The organism is Allosphingosinicella sp. (genome assembly GCF_036570505.1).
In the GTDB taxonomy this organism is placed as follows: domain Bacteria; phylum Pseudomonadota; class Alphaproteobacteria; order Sphingomonadales; family Sphingomonadaceae; genus Allosphingosinicella.
Map to the genome: position 1 here is coordinate 1 of NZ_DATCYB010000058.1, position 17,104 is coordinate 17,104.

Below are 17,104 nucleotides of genomic sequence, written 5' to 3' on the forward strand. Positions count from 1 at the left end.
CCGAAGTGAAGCGGCTGCGACAGATAGAGCGCCTGCATGAAGGCCGGCCATTCCGCTGTCGCGGTGAATTCGGAGGTCGCGGCGTCGACCAACACCGGTTGGTAGGTGCGTTTCGAAAGCGGGCTGTCGCCCTGCATGAACACGCCGTAGTGATGAAGGCCGCTATAGCCGGTTCCTGGATAGCTGACGAACGAGGGGCGCATGTCGGGCACGGCGGCCTGCGCGGCCTTCACCGCCGCGTCGATCGATCCGAACCGCTCGGGCGGCGGCAGGCCCTGATAGGGCAAGGTCATGCGGGCGAGCTGGCCGGCTTGCCAGCTTTCATAGAGCGGCCGCTCAAGCGTGTTGAGGACGCCCGTAAGCGCCACGATGCCAGCCCACATCGCGATGACGATGCCGAGCAGGTTGTGGAGGTCTAGCCATTTGAGGCGCCGGCTGCGTTGTCTGCGGACCGTGCCGAAATCGAGCTTGCGCATGAAAGGGGCGTAGAGAACGACGCCTGAGATTATGGATAGCGCGAACAGGAATCCCATCGCGCCCAGGAACAGCTTGCCCGGCAACCCCGCGAACATCTCGGTGTGGATGAGGAATATCGTGTACATCACGCCTTCGTTGAACTGTGGCACCGGAATCTGCTCGCCGGTGAAGGCGTGGAAGACGGCGGTGTGCATTTCGGCCGGCGGCGTGTCGGGGCGGGCGCCGGTGTTGACGTAGACGATGGGATGGTCCGGGTCCCATCCGAGGAACAGGGGCACGTCACCCGGATATTGTTCCAGCGACCGCTCGATGAAGCGGTCGAGCTTGACGGGCGTCGCGCCCGCCGGCGCGGCGGGCACCTCTTCCACGCCTCCGGTCGAGATATGGTAGATCTCCTCGCCGAAGATCAGGGGCAGCCCGGTAACGCACAGCATCAGCAGGAAAAGGGTGCACACCAGGCTGGTCCATTTATGAACCCAGTACCAGGCGCGCACCGTTCCCCGCTTCATGGTCAGAACCTGTAGGCCAGCGTGCCGATCACGCTGCGCTTGTTGCCGGTGAAACAGTCGCCGAAGGCTCTGCAGGGCGCGTAATATGTCTTGTTGAAGAGGTTGGTCGCGCTCACCGACAGTGTCCATTGCCGCCAGTCGAGTTCCGCGAGCGCGTCGACGAGCGTGTAGCTTGGCGTCTTCAGAGCGCCGGTTACGCCGGTCGAAACGGTCGCGCCGACATATCGGACGCCGCCGCCCAGCCGCAACTCCGTCTCGTCCCCGACCTCGATCGTCTTCGTCCCCCACACTGAGGCGAGATCGCGCGGCACGTCGCTGAGCCGCTGACCGACCTCCGGCGCGAAGTTGCTCTCGGTGACCGTCGCATCATTATGGCTGTAAGCGGCGGTGACGAGGAAATCGTCCGCCACTGCGACGGCGCCTTCCAACTCGAACCCACGCGAGCGGATTTCGCCCGTTTGCACCGTGTTCAGCACGTTTTCGGGATCGTTGGTCGGCCGGTTGCTCTCGACGATGTCATAGACGTTGGCGGTGACGAGGACGCCCCGGCTCGGCTGCCACTTGACGCCGGCCTCATATTGGCGGCCGCGAACGGGAACGAAGGCAACGTCGTTGAAATCGAGACCGGCGACGGGGAGGAAGGATTCGGAATAGCTCACATAGGGCGAGACGCCCCAGCCGATCTCGCCGATGAGGCCGGCGCGGAAGCTGGTCGCCTTGTCCACCTGCTCGGCCATGCCCTCGGTCTTGGAGCGGGCCCGATCGCGGCGGGCGCCGACGACAAGGGTCACCCGGTCGGCATAGCGGATCTGGTCCTGCACATAGACACCGAGCTGCGTGTTGCGCTGGTTCGGATCGTCGAAATAGGCGGGCGCGACCACGCCCGCGGAAACCGGGTCGTAGATGTCGATCGGCGTGACCAGCCCGAATCCGGAGCGCGAGCGCTGGCGGAAATCGCTGTAATCGACGCCGATCAGCATCTTGTGCGCGAACGGGCCGGTCGCGAAATCCAGCTCCAGATTATTGTCGTTGGTGAAGACGCGGATGCGCGGCTTTGTCTGGAAGGCGTTGCGATTGACCACCCGATCCGCCGCGTCGATGAACGGGTCGAGCGGGTTGGAATAGACGTCGGGAAAAATCTCCTGGAACGTCGTTTTCGCATCCACATAGCGAAGGCGGCTGCGCAGGGTGACCGCATCGCTGAACCGGTGCTCGGCGAGCAATGTGCCGGTATACTGACGCGCGTCGAGCTTGTCGTAGTCCTTGTCGCCGAGGAACGTATCGATGGGGATGCGGCGGCCGGGAGGGGCGGTGAGCGTCGCGACCACCGGCAGGAACTGCTGGCTCGAAGCGCTCCGGTCGCGCTGGTAGAGCCCAATGGCGGTGATCGTAGTCCGGTCGCCCAGCTTCCAGGTGAGTGAGGGCGAGACAACGATCCGGTCGTCGCGGATCACGTCCGTCTGCTGGTTGGCGTCGCGTACGACGGCGATAAGGCGGCCGGCGATGTTGCCCGCCTCGTCGAGCGGACCGGTGATGTCGAGATGCGCCTGCTTGCGATCGAAGCTGCCATATTGGACGGCAACCTCGCCTTGCGTCTCGAACAGCGGCGTCTTGCTGACGATGTTGATGATGCCGCCATTGGCGCCCTGGCCGTAGAGCACGGAAGAGGGGCCGCGAAGCACTTCGACGCGGTCGAGCGTGTGGACGTCGATGCGCGGAATGGGGCTGAAATTATAATTCTTCCGCATCCCGTCCTGATACTGGACGGGGTCGAGCCCGCGCACCGAGATGGTGTCGGATCGGGTGTCGAGGCCGAAGGCTTCGGCGGTGACGCCGGCGGAATAGCGCAGCGTCTCCTGAACGTTGCGCGCGCCGCGATCGAGGAACAGCTCGGCCGGCACCACGCTGATCGCCTGCGGCGTCTCGACGATAGGCGTGTCGGTCTTGGTCGCCGTCACGGCGCGGCCGGCGGTCACCACAATGTCATGCTCCGCCAGATCACCGGCGCTCGTCGCCTCCTGAGCGGAAGCGGGCGTGGCCGCAATCGCTGCGCACGCCAACACGCCCAGCCGAAACTCGATGGAATTCATTCCTGACGCCCCCCTGATGGTCAATGTCGCGCGCTATTGCAAACGAATTGCAATAGCGCAACCGGATTGACCTACAGAAAAGCTAATCTGCTTTTTCCATTCTTATCGGCGCGCGCCCCTGAGCCGCACGAATGTCCGGTTTGCGCAAAGGCGGTCGGCCTGCTCCCGGCCAGAAGCGGGCAATTTGCCAAACTTTCCTACACGCACCCCGATCGGCCATACACTTGCGATGGCCGAGTCGCTCGCACCCCCACTGCCCGCCTTCACGCCGGTCCCCGTCCGCGCCCGGCGCGATGGGTGGACGCCCGCCCGGCAGCTTCGTTTCATGGAATGGCTGGTCGAGACCCGCTCGCCGGCGCGCGCCGCGCGGGCTGTGGGGATGTCGAAGGAGGGGGCCTATGCGCTTCGCCGCCGGCCCGACGCGGCGAGCTTCGCCATTGCCTGGGACGCGGCGCTCGCTCAGGGCAAGGCGCGGTCTTCCGGCCCCAGTCTCTACGAGCGCGGGATCAAGGGGGTCATGGTCCCCTATTTCTACGGCGGTCTGCAGCGCGGCGAGAGACGGCGTCACGACGATGCCGCTTTGGGCAAGCTGCTCCGTATCGCCACCCGCAACGCTGAGCGGGCGGGGCGCGGCCGCGGCTGATCAACGGCTCACCGCAATTTCGGGCGAACGTCGGCTAAACTTAGTGAAGTTCCGGGCGGGCTGCCCGGTCGGGCACACGTGCCCCGCGCGCGGAAACGGCGACCATCCGCCGTCCGCCTTACTTGACCGCGAACTGGCCCGCTTCGGCGCCGAAATGCTCCTTGGCGTGGTTGCGGGCCGCCGTGGCGGTCTTGAAGCTCTCGTCGACCATCGTCGCGCTGACCAGGGGATAGCCCTGGCTGTTGTAGCGCGTCTCGCGGACGGTCAGTCGGAACTGGCCTTCCTCGTCCTTGGCGATGAGATAGGGGCGGACGGGGATTCTCGACATTTCAAAGGCTCCAGTCTTGCAAGTACGCCCCTCCCGCACGGCGCGGAGGGGGCGGATGGGTCAGCCGAGCAACTCGGTAACGATCCGGCGCAATTCCCTGCGGGAAAGCGTGCCGGGGAGGGTGGGGGAGCGGTCCCGCGGGAGCGGGCCGCCTGTCCTGAGCTTGCCGAAGGGCTCGAAAGCGGGCCGGCTCCTGTTGGTTCCTGTCCTGAGCGAAGCCAGAGGGCCGGCAAAGGCGAGGGAAAGTTTGGGTCGGTTCGACCCGATAGTCATAGTCGTCATTTCATTCCTTGGGCGGCTCGTGCCGCCGTGTTGTTTGTATTCGTGCTAACGCCTGAACCCGCGCCGCTGTCCGCTGCCGGGGCCTTGCCCGGGCGTGCGTTCGCGAAAGACGATGCGGCCCTTGGAAAGATCGTAGGGCGTCATCTCGACGTGAACCCGGTCGCCGACCACGGAGCGGATGCGGAAACGCCGCATCTTGCCGGCCGTATAGGCGATGATCCGATGCTCGTTGTCGAGCATTACGCCGAAGCGCCCATCGGGATAGATCTCGTCGATCAGCCCTTCCATGGTCAGCAGCTCTTCCTTGGCCATGCGTCTCCCTTCACGTGCGTTTCTGAAACTGTCCCGTGCGCGCGAAAGCGCGCCACGGGGCCGGGCGGCGCGATAAGGAAAGGAGTGGCCGGATGAAAAAGGCGTCAAATTCCGTCGCGAGCGACGTCAGCGAAAGTGATATGGGGCTTGAGCGCCCGAGAAGCAACAGGGGAGGGCTTGTGAGCCGGAGCGTATTGGCGATCCCGGTTTCCCCGTGCGGCCGGAACATCGCCGGCGCCGGGCCGGATCGCGGCGGGTGAGAAGACATGGACGAGGACCAGCGCCGGCAGATCGAGGGATTGCATCAACCGCTCCGCCGGCGGACGCCGGTTCCGGGAACGGGCCCCTTTTCCGGCCGGCTCGGTTGCGTCCTTGCCTTCGTCAGCCTCTTCGTCCTCGTCGTGATCCTCTATTTGGCCTTCTTCTGGGGCCGGACCGTCCCCCTATGACTTCGTAGTGGCGGGTCCATCGGATGCCAGGCTCGGGCGGCTCGCAGGGGAGACTGGGTGTGTCTTCGGGCGACGGCAAGGGCCTCAAATAGCAAGTGCCCGGACCCATTGGGTCCGGGCACCCGCGTGACGGTCTCCCGCCAACCCCCTTATGGTGCTCCAGCCCGCACGCAGTCCCCACCTCGCCTGGGTATGCGGGGCCGAAGCCTCCCCGAACCAGGGCCATGAGCCGCAGTTCGTGAAGGGAACGCTACGGGAAGGGCGGGCCGCTTGTCATCGGTTAATACGGTAGGCGAGCGGTTTTGCGGCAACCCTGTGTCGCTGGGGCCACAGCCTACCGCCTCGCCGTCCTCGGGCGGGCGGTTGCGCCGCGCGCGGCGCGCCCCTAGAGGCTGGCGAACGCAAATTCGTTTCTCGTCCGGACCAGCCTGGAGCCCCATGCGCCTTTCCCGCTATTTCCTGCCCGTCACCAAGGAAACGCCCGCCGACGCCCAGATCGTCAGCCACAAGCTGATGCTCCGCGCCGGCCTTATCCGCCAGACGGCGGCCGGCATCTATGCCTGGCTGCCGCTTGGCCTGAAGGTGCTTAAGCGCATCGAGGCCATCGTCCGTGAGGAGCAGGATCGCGCGGGCGCGATCGAGCTGTTGATGCCCACCATCCAGGCGGCCGACCTGTGGCGCCAGTCCGGCCGTTACGACGCCTACGGCCCGGAGATGCTGCGTTTCACCGATCGTCACGAGCGCGAGATGCTTTACGGCCCGACCAACGAGGAAGTGATCACGCTCCTCTTCAAGGACGGCGCCAGGAGCTACCGCGACCTGCCGCGCACGCTCTACCATATCCAGTGGAAGTTCCGCGACGAGGTCCGCCCCCGCTTCGGCGTTATGCGCGGCCGCGAATTCCTGATGAAGGACGCCTACAGCTTCGATCTCGACGAGGCAGGGCTGAGAAAGAGCTACGAGGCGATGTTCGTCGCCTATCTGCGCACCTTCGCCCGGCTCGGCCTTCAGGCCGTGCCCGTCCGCGCGCCCACGGGCCCGATCGGCGGCGACCTCAGCCATGAATTCCACATCCTCGCCGACACCGGCGAAAGCGCACTCTTCTACGACGCCGCCATCGAGGAGGTGACCCGCGACGAGTTGCTCACCGCCGACGCCTCGACCATCACTCGCCTTACCGATCTCTACGCGATGGAAGAGGAGGAGCACGCCAAGGTTGCCGAATGTCCGGTGCCCGCCGATCGCCTCCGCACCCGCCGCGGCATCGAGGTCGGCCACATCTTCGCCTTCGGCACCAAATACAGCGCCTCGATGGGTCTTTCGATCCAGACCAGGGAAGGCGGCCAAGTCCACCCGCATATGGGCAGCTACGGCATCGGTGTCTCCCGCCTGATGGGCGCGATCATCGAGGCCAGCCATGACGAGAACGGCATCATCTGGCCGGAAAGCGTCGCCCCTTACCGCGTCGGCCTCATCAACATGCGCGCCGACGATGCCGCCTGCACCGAAGCCGCCGATCGGCTCTACGGCCAACTTCGCGAGGCCGGTGTCGAAACGCTCTACGACGACCGCGACGAGCGCGGCGGCGCCAAGTTTGCGACCATGGATGTGATCGGGCTCCCCGGGCAGCTGATTGTCGGCCCCAAGGGCCTTGAGAAAAATGTGGTCGAGTTAAAGAACCGCGCCACCGGGGAGCGTGAGGAGCTGTCGGTCGAAAGCGCGCTGGCGAGACTGGCGGGATGAGTACTCTTCTCGTCATTCCCGCGAAAGCGGGAATCCCGCTTTTAGTCTTGTCTTCCCCGAAACAGCGGGATCCCCGCTTTCGCGGGGATGACGGCTTGTTGGAGCCGTCATGATCCTAAACCGCTACGAACGCATGATCGCCAAGCGCTACCTGCTGCCCGGCAAGGGCGAGGGCTTCATCTTCCTCGTCGCCGGCATCAGCCTGTTCGCGGTCATGCTCGGCGTTGCCGCGCTCATCATCGTGATGAGCGTCATGAACGGCTTTCGCGACGAGTTGTTCAGCAAGGTCGTCGGCCTCAACGGCCACGCCGTCGTCCAGGGCTATGGCGGCCGCCTTCCCAACTGGGAGGAGATCGTGGAGGCGGCGAAGGAAACGCCCGGCGTCACCGCCGCCGTGCCGCTGATCGAGCAGCCGCTGATGGTGAGCTTCGATGGCCGCGTCGAAGGCGTTCTGGTGCGGGGCATGCGGCGCGGGGATATCCTCGAAAATCCGATATTGCGCGGCAACGAGATCGCCGGCTCGCTGGAGGCGCTGCGGCCGGGCGCCCAGAATGTCGCGATAGGCATCCGCCTCGCCGAATCCCTCGGTGCCACCGTCGGCAGCCAGATCAGCCTGATCAGCCCGCAGGGACGCGTCACGCCTTTCGGCACGGTGCCGCGGATCGTCGCCTACAATGTCGCCGCCATATTCGAGGTCGGCGTCTACGATTATGACAAGGCGTTCGTCGTGATGCCGATCGAGGACGCGCAGACCCTGCTAATGCTGGGCGACGATGTTGGCATGGTGGAGGTCGAGACGGTCGACGCCGACCGCGTCGGCGAGATACTGGCACCGCTCGAACGGTCCGTGGCCGGACAGGCGCAGGTCGCGAATTGGAAGTCGATGAACTCCGCCTTGTTCGAGGCTCTGCAGGTGGAGCGGGTGGCGATGTTCGTGATCCTGTCGCTCATCATCCTCGTCGCCGTGTTCAATATCCTCTCCTCGCTGATCATGCTGGTCCGCGCCAAGACACGCGACATCGCCATCCTGAGAACCATGGGCGCCTCACGGCGGAGCCTCCTCAAGATCTTCGTGACGGTGGGAACCACCATCGGCGCGCTGGGCACGATCGCGGGTCTGATACTCGGCGCCATTGCTCTCTTTTTCCGCCAGCCGGTGGTCAACTTCGTCCAGGTCGTGACCGGTCAGGACCTATGGGATCCTTCCATTCGCTTCCTGACCGAGCTTCCATCCAAGACCGATCCGTTCGAGGTCATGGCGGTCACCGTGATGGCGCTCGCCTTCAGCTTCTTTGCCACGCTCTATCCGGCCTACAAGGCGGCGAGCACCGATCCCGTGCAGGTGCTGCGTTATGAGTGATGTGCTCCAGACACGCGGCCTCAAGCGCAATTTCGAGCAGGGCGGCGTGACGATCCACGTCCTGCGCGGTGTCGACCTCACCGTTGGCCCGGGCGAGATCGTGGCGCTGCTGGGTCCGTCGGGCTCGGGCAAGTCGACCCTGCTCCAGGCGGTCGGCCTCCTTGAAGGCGGCTTCGAAGGATCGATCCGGATCAAGGGAGAGGAAGCGGCGCAACTCGACAATGACGGGCGCACGCGCCTCCGCCGCGATGCCTTGGGCTTCGTCTATCAGTTCCACCACTTGCTGCCCGATTTCAACGCGGCGGAGAACGTCATGCTGCCGCAGCTCATCCACGGCGCGGACACGCCCGAGGCCCGCGACAGGGCGGAATCGCTGCTCTCGGCGCTCGGCCTTGGCGAACGTCTCACGCATCGCCCGAGCAAGCTTTCGGGCGGCGAACAGCAGCGCGTCGCCGTTGCCCGCGCCCTCGCCAACCGTCCAACGCTGGTGTTGGCGGACGAGCCGACCGGCAATCTCGACGAGGCCACGGCCGACATCGTCTTTCAGGAGTTTGTGAAGCTGGTCCGCCACGAAGGGTCGGCGGCGCTCGTCGCGACCCACAACGAACGGATCGCGGCGAAGATGGACCGGGTCGTGCGTTTGCACGATGGAGTGCTGGAGTAGGAGACACTCTTGGTCGAACCGGTTGAAAGGCGAGCCACGATCGACAAGCGGCAGCTGGCCATGGCGCTGGTGGCTCTTGTGCTGATATTGGCGGCGGCCGTCGGCCTGATCGTCGCCAACCGCCCGAAAACGCCGACCCTTGCGGAGGAAAAGGCGGTCGAGGAGAAGCGGGAAGCGATCCAGGACCTTTGCGCCTCGCGCGACACCTTCCAGGGCCTCAAGAAGCTGATTTTCGATCAGGCCTCCCGTATCCGCACCGGTGAACGGGTGAATTTCGACGTGCTCGCCGCCAGCGCCTTTCCGCGCATGGAAAATCCGGTTGTCGCCAATCGCGACGAGGCTCTGGGCGTCACTTCTTGCACGGGCCGCTTCATCCTGGAGCTTCCGCCCGGCGCCGAGCGGGCCTTTGGCGGAGAGCGGCAATTGGTTGCGGACGTCCGCTACGAAGTGCAGCCAGCGGCGGACGGCAGCGGCCCGGTCTACCGGATGACCGGAGCGGGCGGCATCGTCCAGCAACTCGCAGCGTTCGAGCTGGAAGGCGAACCGCTGCAACTGCCCGAGGATGTGCTGGCGACGGCAGACGTCGAGGGCAATGAAATGGTCGGCGTCCCGGTCGACGGGACATATCCCGGTTTCCCGCCGCCCGTGACCGGCCCCGATACCGTTCGACCGCCCGCTGGCGAATGGTCCAGTCCCAGCTTCGATTGCCGCAACGCGCGCACCCGCAGCGAGGTCATGATCTGCGGAAGCGAGAAGCTCGCGCGGCGTGACCGGCGCATGGTGGAGGCGTTCGATTCGGCCATGGCCGGCGCCGATCCGCGCACGCGCCAGATATTGCTCCGCACCCGCGACAATTTCCTCGCCTATCGCGAGCGCTGCCGCAGCAACGACTGCATCGAGGAAGGCTATGAGGACCGGATGGACGAAATCCGCGATATCATGCGCGACTCGAACTGAAACCGGGAATCCTGTGGAAAACTCGCTGGTTGCTGTTCCCTAACTGGGCTCGACTGCCCATAGTGGAATGATGGCAGCCCCTTACGTTCCGCTCCGCACTTTCTCCTGTTACACGATGCTGGACGGCGCGATCGAACCCAAGGCGATCGCCAAGCAGGCCAAGCGGCTGGATTTCCCCGCGGTCGCCCTCACCGACCGGAACGGCCTTTACGCCGCGATGCCGTTTACCGACGCCTGCAAGGCGGAAGGCGTGCAGCCGATCATCGGGGCCATGCTGGGCGTCGCGCGGCCAGGTACGCCGGATGGCAAGCCGCCGGTCATCGACTGGCTCGCCCTCTACGCTCAGGACGAGACGGGCTACGAGAATCTGTGCGCGCTCGTTTCCGCGGCGCACCTCGATCGGCCGCCGGAGGATCAACCCCATGTCGGCTTCGCCGCGCTGGAAGGGCGAACGGACGGGCTGATCGCCCTGACCGGGGGCGGGGAGGGTGCCGTCTCCCGACTGCTGGCGGAGGAGCAGGCCCAGGCGGCATCCGCCTACCTGGACAGGCTCGCGGAGATGTTTCCCGATCGCCTCTATATCGAGCTTTGCCGGCGGGGTTTGGACATCGAGGAGAAGGCCGAGACGGCGTTGGTCGAATTGGCCTATGCCCGGGATCTCCCTTTGGTGGCTACCAATCCCGCCTGCTTCGCCGATGCCGTCTTTCACAAGGCGCATGACGCGATGTTGTGCATCGCCCAATCCAGCCAGATCGACCGCGACGACAGAATCAAATCCTCTCCCGAAGCTTGGATGAAGCCCGCCGCCGACATGCGGAAGCTGTTTGCGGACTTGCCCGAGGCGATCGAAAACACGTCGGTCGTCGCCCGGCGTTGCGCCGTCGGCGCCCCCATCCGAAAGCCGATCCTTCCGAGTCTCGCCGGCGATATCGACGCAGAGGCGGATCAGCTTCGCCGCGATGCGCGGGAGGGGCTGGAAGTACGGCTCGCCACCTATAACGATCTCGATGAGGCGGCGCGGCAGGTCTATTTCGACCGTCTGGATTTCGAGGTGGACGTCATCGTCCGCATGGGCTTTCCGGGCTATTTCCTGATCGTCGCCGACTTCATCAAGTGGGCGAAGGAGAACGACATTCCCGTCGGGCCGGGCCGCGGCTCCGGCGCCGGCTCGGTGGTCGCCTGGTCGCTCACAATCACCGACCTAGATCCGATCAGGCTGAATTTGCTGTTCGAGCGCTTCCTCAACCCGGAGCGCGTGTCGATGCCCGACTTCGACATCGATTTCTGCGAAACCCGGCGCGGCGAGGTCATCCGTTACGTCCAGCAGAAATACGGCCGCGACCAGGTCGCCCAGATCATCACGTTCGGAAAACTCAAGGCCCGCGCCGTGCTCAAGGACACAGGCCGAGTCCTGCAGATGCCCTACGGTCAGGTCGATCGGCTGGCGAAGCTCGTTCCCAACCATCCGACCGATCCGTGGACCTTGGAGCGGGCACTGAACGGCATCTCCGAGCTGGCCGCCGAGTATAAGAACGACGCCCAGGTGCGCCGCCTGTTCGACCTGGCGATGAAGCTGGAGGGTCTGCCCCGGCACAGCTCGACGCACGCGGCGGGTGTGGTGATCGGCGACCGTCGTCTCGACAAGCTGGTCCCGCTCTACCGAGACCCGCGGTCCGACATGCCGGTCACCCAGTTCGATATGAAATATGTCGAAGGCGCGGGGCTGGTAAAGTTCGACTTCCTGGGCCTCAAAACCCTGTCGGTGCTCCAGAAGGCGGTGCAGATGCTCGGCCGACGCGGCATCGAGGTCGATCTCGATCGCCTCACCTGGGACGATCCGAAGGTCTACAGGCTCCTTCAGCGCGGCGAGACGGTCGGCGTGTTCCAGCTGGAATCGGAGGGCATGCGTCGCACGCTGGCGGCAGTGAAGCCGACCAGCTTCGAAGACATTATCGCGCTCGTATCGCTCTATCGTCCCGGCCCGATGGACAACATCCCGATGTTCGGCGCGCGCAAGAACGGGCGCGAGCCGATCGAATATCCCCATCCTATGCTCGAGGAGGTGCTGAAGGAAACCTACGGCATCTTCGTCTATCAGGAGCAGGTGATGCAGGCGGCGCAGGTGCTGGCCGGCTACAGCCTCGGCGAGGCCGACTTGCTCCGCCGCGCCATGGGCAAGAAGATCCAGGCCGAGATGGACGCCCAGCGCGAGCGCTTCGTCACCGGCTGCGCGACCCATCAGATCGATCGCGCCAAGGCGAACGAGCTGTTCGACTTGATCGACAAGTTCGCCGGCTACGGCTTCAACAAGAGCCACGCCGCCGCCTACGCCCTCGTCGCCTACCAGACGGCCTGGCTGAAGGCGCATCATCCGGTCGAATTCTACGCCGCCTCGATGTGCTTCGACATTCACCAGACCGACAAGCTCGCTATCTTCGTCGAGGACATGCGCCGGCTGGAGGTCGAATGCCGGCCGCCCTGCGTCAACGCCAGCGAGGCCGAGTTCTCGGTCGAGCGGGCGGGAGAGGGCCACGCCGTCCGCTACGCCCTCGGCGCCCTCAAGGGCGTCGGCGAGAAGGCGATGGAACAGCTGGTCGAAGAGCGCCGCGCCAAGGGTCCCTTCAAGTCGCTCGACGACTTCGCCAATCGGGTCGATCCGCGCCTCCTCAACCGCCGACAGATCGAAAGCTTGGGTGGCGGCGGCGCCTTCGATGCGATCGCCTCCAATCGCGCCAGCGTGCACGCGGCCGCGGAGACGATCCTCGCCCATGCCTCCAGCGCCGCCGACGCGCGCATCAGCGGACAGGGCGGCCTGTTCGGCGGCGAGTCGAATGTCGTGCCGATCCGGATGCCGACCGCCGCCACATGGTCGCTGGCCGAACGGATGACCCAGGAGAAGGAGAGCTTCGGCTTCTATTTCTCCGCCCATCCGGTCGACCGCTATCGCCATCTCGCCATCGCCCATGGCGCCCGGAGCTTTGCCGAGCTGGGTGCCCTGCCGGCTCCCGCCGACGGCGGCCGATCCAGCGCGGTGATGGCCGGACTTGTCGAGGACGCCCGCTGGCGCACGTCCGCGCGGGGGCGCCGCTATCTGATGGCGACGCTCTCCGACGCTTCCGGTCAGTTCGTGGCGACCGTCTTCGACGACATGATCGCCGGTCAGGTTGAGGATGCCGCGAAGACTGGAACCTGCGCTCTGCTTGGCGTGGAGCTCGACCGACGTCCGGGCGAGGAGGCGCCGCGCGTCACCGTCAGGAGCGTGCAGGGGTTCGAGGCGCTGTCGAAGCGGACGCGGCTGCAACTTGAAGTTGAGGTGGATGGACCCGCCGTGCTGCCGAGGCTCGTCAAGGCCTTGGCCGGAGAGCGGGGCGGCAATGGCGTGCTTCGCCTCATGGTGGGGCTGGACGATGGAGAGGCCGAACTCATTCTCGGCCGCGACTTCCTGCTGGACGCCGAAACCGCGGCCCGTATCGAGCGGATCGATGGAGTGATCGCCGTGCGCCTCTCCGCCGCCGAACCGCCCCGTCTTGCGCTGGTTTCCTAGTCGGATAATCTGGCTCCAGGGACTGGAGGGTGCATGCTGGGTGGAATGCAGGATTGGCCGCTTCGGATCATGCGGCTGCTGGATCATGCCGAGCGCGAGCATGGCTCCCGCGAGATCGTCTCTCGCTATGCGGCCGGAGATGTCGTGCGCACCGACTGGGCCGGCATAGCCCGGGATGCGCGCAGGCTCGCCAAGGCGCTGGAGCGGCTGGGAATCAGGCGCGGCGATCGAATCGCAACCTTCGCCATGAACCACGGCCGCCACCTAGTCGCCTGGTATGGCGCCATCGGCATGGGCGGCGTCCTCCACACGATCAACCCGCGTCTGTTCGACGACCAGCTGATCTACATCGCCAACCACGCCGAGGATCGAATCCTCTTCTACGACGCCGCCTTCGCCTCGATCGTCGAGCGGCTGAAACCGCGATGGAAGACGATCGAGCATTATGTCTGTTTCGATAATGGCGAGTTCGAGGATCTGATCGCCGCCGAAAGCGACGATTATGCCTGGGTCGAAGGCGACGAGCGCGAGCCGGCGATGCTCTGCTACACCAGCGGCACGACCAGCGATCCAAAGGGCGTTCTCTATGAGCATCGATCGACGGTGCTCCACGCCTTGGTCGAGGTCAGTCCGGACATTTTCGACTTGTCCGCCCGCTCCGTCGCCCTTCCGATCGTGCCGATGTTCCACGCAGCCGCCTGGGGCCTGCCCTTCGCGGCGCCGATCGCGGGGGTGAAACTGGTCTTCTCCGCCGATTACTCGCCGCGGGTTCTTTGCGACATGATGCGCGAGGAAGGCGTCACCCACACCGCCGGGGTGCCGACGGTCTGGCTGGCGATGATGAACCATGTCGAGGCGACGGGCGCCGAACTCGGCAGGCTTTCGGTCGTCACCATCGGCGGCTCGGCGGCTCCGCGGTCGATGATCCAGTATTTCGTCGAGCGCGGCATTCGCGTCGGCCATGCCTGGGGCATGACCGAAATGTCGCCGATCGGCACCACCGGCGCGCCGCCCTGCGACTGGGATGCGCTCAGCCAGGGCGAGCAGATCGACTATATGTGCAAGCAGGGCAGGGTGCCCTTCGGCGTCGAGCTCCGCACCGTCGACGACGAGGACAATATCCTCCCCCGCGACGGCAAGAGCAGCGGCCGGCTGCAAGCGCGGGGGCCGTGGGTGGTCCGGCAATATTTCCAGGACGAGTCGGGACCGGCGGTGGGCGTCGACAACTGGTTCGACACCGGCGATGTCGCTATCCTCCACCCGGATGGTGTCATGCAGATCACCGACCGTTCCAAGGACGTCATCAAGTCTGGCGGCGAATGGATCAGCTCGATCGAGCTCGAAAATGCCGCGGTCGGTTGCCCCGGCGTCGCCGAAGCGGCGGCGGTGGGCGTTTATCATCCGAAGTGGGACGAGAGGCCGCTGCTGCTGGTGGTGCGCAAGGACGGATCACAGGTGACGCCGCAGGCGATCCTGGAGCATCTGTCGCGCCACGTCGCCAAATGGTGGCTGCCGGACGAGATTTTGTTCGTAGAGAGCCTGCCCCACACTGCCACGGGCAAGCTGCTCAAGACGGTCCTCCGGGAGCAGTATAAGGATTACAAACTGGCGGCTGCGTAATCCGCCGGTAAAGAGACCGAACGAGTTTCCTGCTAGAAAAGTCTGAGCTGCGGCCCTTGTGGCGGTTCGAACAGGTCCGTGCGAAGCTTCATTCTCTCCTGGTTGAGTCCATTCTTCTTCACCGCGATCTGGAATCGCGTCTTGAGCAGTTCCGCCCAGGGGCCGGATCCCCGCATGCGGCTGAACCAGTTGGGGTCATTGTCCCGACCGCCGCGCATCGACTGGATGATGCCCATCACCTTCTCCGCCCGGTCGGGATAATGTTCGTCGAGCCACGCGCGGAACAAGGGCGCGACTTCGAACGGCAGGCGGACCGGCAGGTAGAAGCATCCCTTCGCCCCGGCTTCCGCGGCGGCTTCCACGATATGCTCCAGCTCGTGATCGGTGACGGCGGGAATAACCGGCGCGATAGAGACCCAGGCGGGTACGCCGGCCTCGCTCAGCGTCTTCACCGCCGCCAGCCGCTTGCGCGCCGACGGCGCCCTCGGCTCGAGCGTCCGGGACACTTCCGGGGTCAGCGATGTGACCGACAGCGCCACGCTGACGAGCCGCTGCTCCGCCATCGGCACGAGCAGGTCGAGGTCGCGCAGCACCCGGTCCGACTTGGTCGTGATCGTCAACGGATGCTTCGTCTCCAGCAGCACCTCGATGCAGGAGCGGGTGATCCGGTAGCGGCCCTCGATCGGCTGATAGGGATCGGTGTTCGTTCCCATCGCGATGGGGCGGGGGGTGTAGCTGGGGCTTCCCAGCTCCTTGCGCAGCAACGCCGCCGCGTCCGGCTTGGCGAACAGCTTCGATTCGAAATCCAGGCCCGGCGACAGGTCGTGAAAGGCATGGGTGGGCCGGGCGAAGCAGTAGATGCAGCCATGCTCGCACCCGCGATAGGCGTTGATCGAACGATCGAAGCCGATATCCGGTGAATTGTTGAGGGCGATAATCGTCTTCGGTTTCTCAATCGTCACCGTCGTCCGGAGCGGCGGCACGTCACCGTCCAGTTCATCGCGCACATCCAGCCAGTCGCCGTCTGCCTCGCGCGCGGCAAGGCCGAAACGGGTCGGCGTCCGGTTCTCGGGCGCGCCGCGACCATGGCGAGCATTGGGGCGAGGCATGCTTAAGCATTTACGCCACTAATAAGAACATATCAAGAACAGTTAGTCGCTGGCGTGCGATCCCGCGCGTGTGGCGCCCGGACCCAGCCGCACGGCCGTCGCGCCCGGCAGGCCCGGAAAGCGCGGCCACATTCCCTGGACGAGGGCCTGGCGGCTCGCCGGCTCGTCGCCGGCCTTCTCCTGGTAGATCCAGTAGTTCCTGAGCACGATCGGCACGTAGCCCCGCGTTTCCCAGTACGGGATCGACTCGATGTAGAGCAAAGGATCGCCCTCGCCGAAGCGGCGGCTGTTCCATTCGGAAATGGGGGCGGGGCCGGCATTGTAGGCGGCGATCACCTTGGGCAGCAGGCCGCCGGTGCCGTGATGGCCGCGCAGATATTCCAGGTAGCTCTGGCCATATTCCAGATTGTAGGCCGGAATGCTGAGCTGGTCGGGGCTGAATGGCTCGCCGCGCTGGCGAGCGATGTCGCCCGCCGTGCCGGGCCTCACTTGCATCAGGCCCTTGGCGCCGGCGGGGCTGACGACGGCGGTGCGGAAACCCGATTCCTGGAGAGCGTGGGCGTAGGCCAGCGACTGATCGACCCGCCAGCCGCGCGAAGGCCGCCAGTCCGGCGTCGGATAGCGAGCCGCCATGTTGACATGCGTGCCCCTCGGCGCGTTGTGGGCCAGCCAATATTGGGCGGAGGCTAGGCTGAGGTCGGCGGCGAGGTGAATGAGCGCCGCATGCTCCTCGCGCCCGCCGAGCTTCGCCTGGTGCTTGATGAACTGTTCCGCCAGCGCAGCCTCGCCGATCTCGACGAGGCCGATGGCGGCCTGGACGTTCGGCTCGCGCGCGATCTTGCGCCATTCGGCATCGTGATAGTTGTGGAGTCCGGCGAACTCCGGCGCCTCGATCCCGAGAGCACTGGCGGCGAGAAGGCCGTAGAAGGTTTCCTTCAGCGTCGCCGCCTGGCGCAGCCGGGCCTGGACCCGCTCGGGCCGCGCGCATTTCATGTCGGCGCGCGCGGCCCAATAATG

General features: G+C 65.4%; 14 protein-coding genes. 8 read left to right on the plus strand and 6 right to left on the minus strand.

The genetic code is table 11. The annotated features are described in order from the left end of the window. Both VIR62_RS06370 and VIR62_RS06375 read right to left on the minus strand, forming a co-directional pair. Positions 1-986, minus strand: a 986-nt coding sequence (locus VIR62_RS06370) for a PepSY-associated TM helix domain-containing protein (RefSeq protein ID WP_431869672.1), incomplete at its 3' end; no start/stop codon positions are given. Positions 987-988: 2 nt separating this feature from the next. Next, entirely contained in the window at positions 989-3,076 is a 2,088-nt protein-coding gene (locus tag VIR62_RS06375; protein WP_431869674.1) for a TonB-dependent siderophore receptor, read from the minus strand. A gap of 229 nt (positions 3,077-3,305) precedes the next feature. Here VIR62_RS06375 and VIR62_RS06380 point away from each other — a divergent pair, with 229 nt between their 5' ends. Then, on the plus strand, positions 3,306-3,719 hold the full coding sequence (locus VIR62_RS06380; RefSeq protein WP_431869675.1) for a hypothetical protein: 414 nt from the start codon (positions 3,306-3,308) through the stop codon (positions 3,717-3,719). 118 nt (positions 3,720-3,837) lie between these two features. Here the strand turns inward: VIR62_RS06380 and VIR62_RS06385 are convergent, their stop codons facing one another. Both VIR62_RS06385 and infA read right to left on the minus strand, forming a co-directional pair. After that, on the minus strand, positions 3,838-4,047 hold the full coding sequence (locus tag VIR62_RS06385; protein ID WP_431869677.1) for a hypothetical protein: 210 nt from the start codon (positions 4,045-4,047) through the stop codon (positions 3,838-3,840). A gap of 327 nt (positions 4,048-4,374) precedes the next feature. Beyond that, on the minus strand, positions 4,375-4,641 hold the full coding sequence (infA, locus tag VIR62_RS06390; RefSeq protein WP_431869679.1) for a translation initiation factor IF-1: 267 nt from the start codon (positions 4,639-4,641) through the stop codon (positions 4,375-4,377). Positions 4,642-4,907: 266 nt separating this feature from the next. Between infA and VIR62_RS06395 the strand changes: the two genes are divergently transcribed. From VIR62_RS06395 to VIR62_RS06425, 7 genes are all read left to right on the plus strand, one after another. Beyond that, on the plus strand, positions 4,908-5,090 hold the full coding sequence (locus VIR62_RS06395) for a hypothetical protein (protein ID WP_431869681.1): 183 nt from the start codon (positions 4,908-4,910) through the stop codon (positions 5,088-5,090). Between the two features lie 438 nt (positions 5,091-5,528). After that, positions 5,529-6,833, plus strand: coding sequence for a proline--tRNA ligase (proS, locus tag VIR62_RS06400; RefSeq protein WP_431869682.1), 1,305 nt, complete (start codon positions 5,529-5,531; stop codon positions 6,831-6,833). A 109-nt stretch (positions 6,834-6,942) separates the two neighbouring features. Then, the gene (locus tag VIR62_RS06405; protein WP_431869684.1) at positions 6,943-8,193 is read left to right on the plus strand and encodes a lipoprotein-releasing ABC transporter permease subunit; all 1,251 of its coding nucleotides are present in this window, start codon (positions 6,943-6,945) and stop codon (positions 8,191-8,193) included. Next, positions 8,186-8,857, plus strand: a complete 672-nt coding sequence (locus tag VIR62_RS06410) for an ABC transporter ATP-binding protein (protein WP_431869685.1) — start codon at positions 8,186-8,188, stop codon at positions 8,855-8,857. Before VIR62_RS06405 ends, VIR62_RS06410 begins: the two co-directional genes overlap by 8 nt. Positions 8,858-8,866: 9 nt before the next feature. Beyond that, complete coding sequence (locus VIR62_RS06415; protein WP_431869687.1) at positions 8,867-9,814, plus strand: lysozyme inhibitor LprI family protein; 948 nt, start codon at positions 8,867-8,869, stop codon at positions 9,812-9,814. A 67-nt stretch (positions 9,815-9,881) separates the two neighbouring features. Further along, positions 9,882-13,358 carry a DNA polymerase III subunit alpha gene (gene dnaE / locus VIR62_RS06420; protein ID WP_431869688.1) on the plus strand — a complete coding sequence of 1,159 codons (3,477 nt, stop codon included), beginning with the start codon at positions 9,882-9,884 and terminating at the stop codon, positions 13,356-13,358. A 33-nt stretch (positions 13,359-13,391) separates the two neighbouring features. Beyond that, the gene (locus VIR62_RS06425; protein WP_431869689.1) at positions 13,392-14,978 is read left to right on the plus strand and encodes a long-chain fatty acid--CoA ligase; all 1,587 of its coding nucleotides are present in this window, start codon (positions 13,392-13,394) and stop codon (positions 14,976-14,978) included. A 32-nt stretch (positions 14,979-15,010) separates the two neighbouring features. Here VIR62_RS06425 and VIR62_RS06430 read toward each other — a convergent pair whose 3' ends face one another. Beyond that, a complete protein-coding gene (locus tag VIR62_RS06430) occupies positions 15,011-16,087 on the minus strand; it encodes a PA0069 family radical SAM protein (protein ID WP_431869690.1) in 1,077 nt (358 codons plus the stop codon). Positions 16,088-16,129: 42 nt separating this feature from the next. After that, positions 16,130-17,104: lytic transglycosylase domain-containing protein (locus VIR62_RS06435; protein WP_431869691.1), on the minus strand; the 975-nt coding region annotated here is incomplete at its 5' end.